General features: G+C 41.6%; 4 protein-coding genes. All 4 read right to left on the bottom strand.

Annotated features, from left to right (window positions below; genetic code table 11):
• Positions 1 to 395, bottom strand: a 395-nt coding sequence (locus AAFM34_RS20430; RefSeq protein WP_341666035.1) for a contractile injection system protein, VgrG/Pvc8 family, incomplete at its 3' end; no start/stop codon positions are given.
• Positions 396 to 899: 504 nt separating this feature from the next.
• Positions 900 to 1,769: a hypothetical protein gene (locus AAFM34_RS20425; RefSeq protein WP_341666033.1), complete on the bottom strand. Its 870-nt coding sequence runs from the start codon at positions 1,767 to 1,769 to the stop codon at positions 900 to 902.
• A gap of 156 nt (positions 1,770 to 1,925) precedes the next feature.
• Positions 1,926 to 2,636, bottom strand: coding sequence for an SLATT domain-containing protein (locus AAFM34_RS20420; RefSeq protein ID WP_341666031.1), 711 nt, complete (start codon positions 2,634 to 2,636; stop codon positions 1,926 to 1,928).
• A gap of 12 nt (positions 2,637 to 2,648) precedes the next feature.
• Entirely contained in the window at positions 2,649 to 3,914 is a 1,266-nt protein-coding gene (locus tag AAFM34_RS20415) for a nucleotidyltransferase (protein WP_341666029.1), read from the bottom strand.
• Positions 3,915 to 4,272 lie beyond the last annotated feature (358 nt).

Below are 4,272 nucleotides of genomic sequence, written 5' to 3'. Positions count from 1 at the left end.
CGGTAATCGCTCATCCCCGCATCATCAAAAACATGACGAATAATATCTGGCGCGGTTTTGTTTTGGAAAATGCGGCAATCTTGGCGCTGGGTCAAAAACCAAAGTTGAGGCACCAACGTAATCTGGTAGCGAGAATAGCGCCGACCAGAGCCCATATAACTCAGCTCTGAAACGCTGCCATTAAACTGGCGAGCCGCCGCTACACCTTGACCATAAACACTCAGTACGCCGGTTTTTCTGCTCAGCGCCTCGAAGCTAATGTCATCATTTTCAGATAAGACGGTCAGGCTCATTTCAAACGGGGCAGACAGGGCTTCTGTCACCCGAAAACTTTCTACTTTGAACGACCCTAAAAACCCAGAGACTTCAAAGCTAAACTCAATATCATTCGCCATACAGCTTCACTCTTGTGACCCAAATAATTGCGGGCAATCAATCTACATGCATATTAAATGGCTGAACTGTAACAAGTTATATGGAAATCATCACTGTGCTAAACCACTGAGTGAACGTTGAAAGAGGCTGATAAAGTAACTGACTTAATAGTGTATTTGCTTAGAAGGGCATGTAAGGAGACCACGAGGGTAGTGAAAGTGACGGTTTCCACCCTCAGCAAAAATTTGTGGTTTTGTGATGAGGTTTGCAGTGTGGGTTGGGGCCGCTTTATACCTTTGTTTGTTTTTGCCAGAAATGCTTTGCAAACTTGTATCAGAGCGAGTGATGGAATTCTTATTTTGCAATACTTAAGCTAATGGAGCCATAAACAATACCTGATCCTAGTCACTCGCGTATGGCTATTTTTTCGGCAAATCAATTAGTAAATTGTTGTTAATAGGTAAGTCGAATGTCAAAGCTCCCCAAGATAACGTGCTGGCCTGTTATAAAGAATGTTATATAAATCATACTATCTCGGGCGCTTTTTCTTTTAGAAGTGTCATGCATGGGTCAGAAGTCGGCTTATTTGTTTGGTCTTTGTTCACTATGTTTTCGTTGTTGTGTTGTTTAACGACGCAAGATGAGATCTTCCCATCTTTGATTCGAAATAGCACATCGTTGGTTACTACGTATGCATACTTTTGGTCAGTATGAATTATTGAACCCGTTACAGTCTCATTGTTTCTACCAATATTAACTCTCTCGCAGCTAAGTATAATTTTTTGATCTTTATACTCTTCAGATGACCAGTCGAATTTTTCACAAACCTTGCCTTCATTTAAGTTAACTAGATGGTTTGCCGAAACAGTTCCCATCGAATAGGGAAGCATCAATGGTATAGCTACTAGTGTAAGTATAGATATAAGAGCCACAAACATAGCTAAGTGCCCTAGGTAAAAGATGGGAAAAGTAAGTAAAGAACTAATGACAGGGCTTTTTTTAAAAAAAGCCTTCGTTGACTCTGCACTAGGGCTAAGCTTTTTCGGCACTAATTTCCATACTTGGAACTTGATTAAAAATGCCATGAATACAGCTAATAGAGTAATAACACTGGTTAGCTTTAAAGGAGCTATAAGTATGTAGATACCTTGAACAAGTGCGGTAGAAAAAAGGTCAGAAACAAAACGCTGCGAATAGACGAGAGGTGAAAAAATGCTGTCTAAAGATGCCCCTGTAAATCCCAAAGTATTCATTAAACCGTAAAAGTACAATGCACCAGCCACATAAATATAGAACGATACAGCAAAAATAATGTACTTCATTCTTTCAAGGTTTGTAGAACGTACAGAGTTATCAAGTAATGTATCAGTCTTCATATCTTCGTCCATCATCATGTAACTCATATTACTGTATGTACTCACTATGAGTTCAGTAGTATAAAGTCACTTACACTCAAACACTATAACTATCTGTATAACAAACGACTATTAGAACCTATAAGGACAGGCACATTAGATGCGAAAAGAACACATTGCGTGTCCCCCTTGTTATTATTTAGTCGCTTCACTATCCAGATTTGCTTCTGGTGTGGAGTCTTTGACTAAAGCTGATTGTGATTCCGGTGCGGGTTGTTCTTGCCAGCATCCCACACAAGGCTCAGAAACCCATGCCCAAGTCTTGCTTGTGATACAAAATGGGTTTAGCCATAGCAAGGCAGCTACTATGGCACTAATGACCACAGCACGCAGGCTTAGAGGAACTTTGTCATTAAAACCGAGATCAAGTTCAGTGCTCATCCAGTCGTTATTGTGCTCAGAAAAGACTTTGTAATGGGCATACCATGAGGACAGCAACACAGGAGGCATGGTGTCAACAGCTCGATGATCAGCCTGCACTTGAGCTAGGTCAGCTCTTGCTTTGGCAACAGAGTTGGTATCTTGTATGTCAACTTCGCAGTAAATGTGCTCTAGTTTCTTGCTGATATCAGTCAAGCTAATCCCTGTCGCTTCATACTGCTCTTTCTGAAGCTCTCTTGGCTTAAGGATGATCCCGATAATACCGATAATAAGCAACAGAGCCGCTAAAGCCTTGCTGTTGAACTCTGCAAATGCCAAACCAAGCACACCAAAGGACAGCGAAATTACGCTAATAATCGTAGGAAGCTTCTCGCAGATATCGAATGACGCAAAATGAAGCTTGGCGCTGTAGATTACGTTGTAATACTCTCTAGCCACTTGCTTCTTAATCGTCTGTTCCGTCATAAACTATTGTTCCTATTCGATTGGGACGGTGATTTCATGTCGTGCTATCACCGTATTGTTGCGGATAGCGTAACACTCAACCGTATGATCGCCATAGAAATTAGCGGTCTCGATACGAGTTTTGCTACCGTCATCATCCATGATTTCACCACGGTGATTCCTCAGCTTGTCAGCCTCATCCCCACGGTTACGCACCTTCCACTTCACCTCATAATCTTCTCCGATGTCGGTTTGTTTTACAAAGAAGTGCAGTTTCCGTTGGTGCTGAATTCGCTCCCCAACAAATTTTATTGATGACAACATTTTGGTCATCAAGTCGCTTTTGACCTCACAATCAATGATAATTTGGTTGGTAATATCCAGATCGAACAGTTCCTCGATAAACTGCTCATTAAGCGCCGCCGCTTGTTTGGTTTCACGATTAGGAAACTTAGTGCCAAAAATAGCCTTATATCGCTGGTTGCACTTATCCTCATAACCGCTCTCTCTGGCTTCTATGGCTTCAATGGCATTTTCCAGCGCTATCTGCGCATCAGCTTGGAATGCTTTCTTTATATCGACTTGGGAGTTACTGCCAAATGCGCAGTAGTACGTTTTCTCTGGCTCTTTGGTGAGGTATTGGAAAAAGTCTCGCACCATCTTGTCAAAGCTACCGAAACTAGCTTTGTCGTAATCGGTGTTATCTTTGAAGAAGTTGTAACAGAGAGTATCAATCAGAAAGCCACTCATCTGAATATCGTGTCTGGCCTTCCAAGCACGAATCATTTTCGCAAGCTTACGTAGGTTATCTTTACGCTCGGTGTTCAACTCCCTAAATGCTTGTAATTCAGCACGAGTGTTACACTTGCGCCATAAGCCGCCGTTATATGTGTCAGGATATTTGAAAACTCCCTGCCATTCGAATACGGGCACCACCTCAAAGGTAAAGTCCTGAATCTTAACTGCCACCACGTTGCGGTCTTTTTTTACCTTACTTTTCTTGTATGTTTTCTTGATAGCATCTTTGGCATGATCTAGGGCCTTTGATGGGGCTTTGCGGTAGGTAGGCCAAGTACTAGGTGGAAGTATGTAGAGCATATCAAGGTCAGAAATACCTTGAATTCCAGAGTAACGACCATACGATCCAGCCTGAAGACTGTAATTTGTCTTGTCGTTTTTCAAACCTCGAAACTGTTCATTGAGGTTCTTTGTGATGCTTTCATAGCGACTCGAAATTTTGTTCTTGTTCTTGATCTTCAAGTTGTCCAAAAACACACTGAAATCCCGTCTTACCGTCATATGTCACCCTCATGTAGTTAAGTCCATGTATTAGATAAGGGCATTGTTTGGTAAAACAATCCTATCTACCAATATATTGTGTCTGTAAAGTCTGATAAGTACTACATGTGTGATGCGAATACTAAGAAATACCACTGTTTGTTGGGTTGTTTATCAATGTGATTTTGCGGTGATTAGAATTCTTTGGGTAAATAAGAAACGCTTGTCTTTGTTCCTGCTTGTCCCGCCGATACACATGAGTTACAACTTTTCAATACCAAAGGTAATCCGTGATTGACTAATTTAGCAGATGCTGTAACTCACTTTTGTCCGTGCGACGTGAAGTCGCATGAAGCGCTGTTCACCGCGATAAGAGTGA

Source organism: Vibrio sp., assembly GCF_038138445.1.
GTDB lineage: Bacteria > Pseudomonadota > Gammaproteobacteria > Enterobacterales > Vibrionaceae > Vibrio.
This window is presented reverse-complemented; position numbering and strand designations above follow the sequence as displayed.

What these genes read in the sequence shown, in the direction of transcription:
- AAFM34_RS20425 (WP_341666033.1), bottom strand. Translation starts at nt 1,769, where the DNA reads ATGATGATGGACGAAGATATGAAGACTGATACATTACTTGATAACTCT.
- AAFM34_RS20420 (WP_341666031.1), bottom strand. Translation starts at nt 2,636, where the DNA reads ATGACGGAACAGACGATTAAGAAGCAAGTGGCTAGAGAGTATTACAAC.
- AAFM34_RS20415 (WP_341666029.1), bottom strand. Translation starts at nt 3,914, where the DNA reads ATGACGGTAAGACGGGATTTCAGTGTGTTTTTGGACAACTTGAAGATC.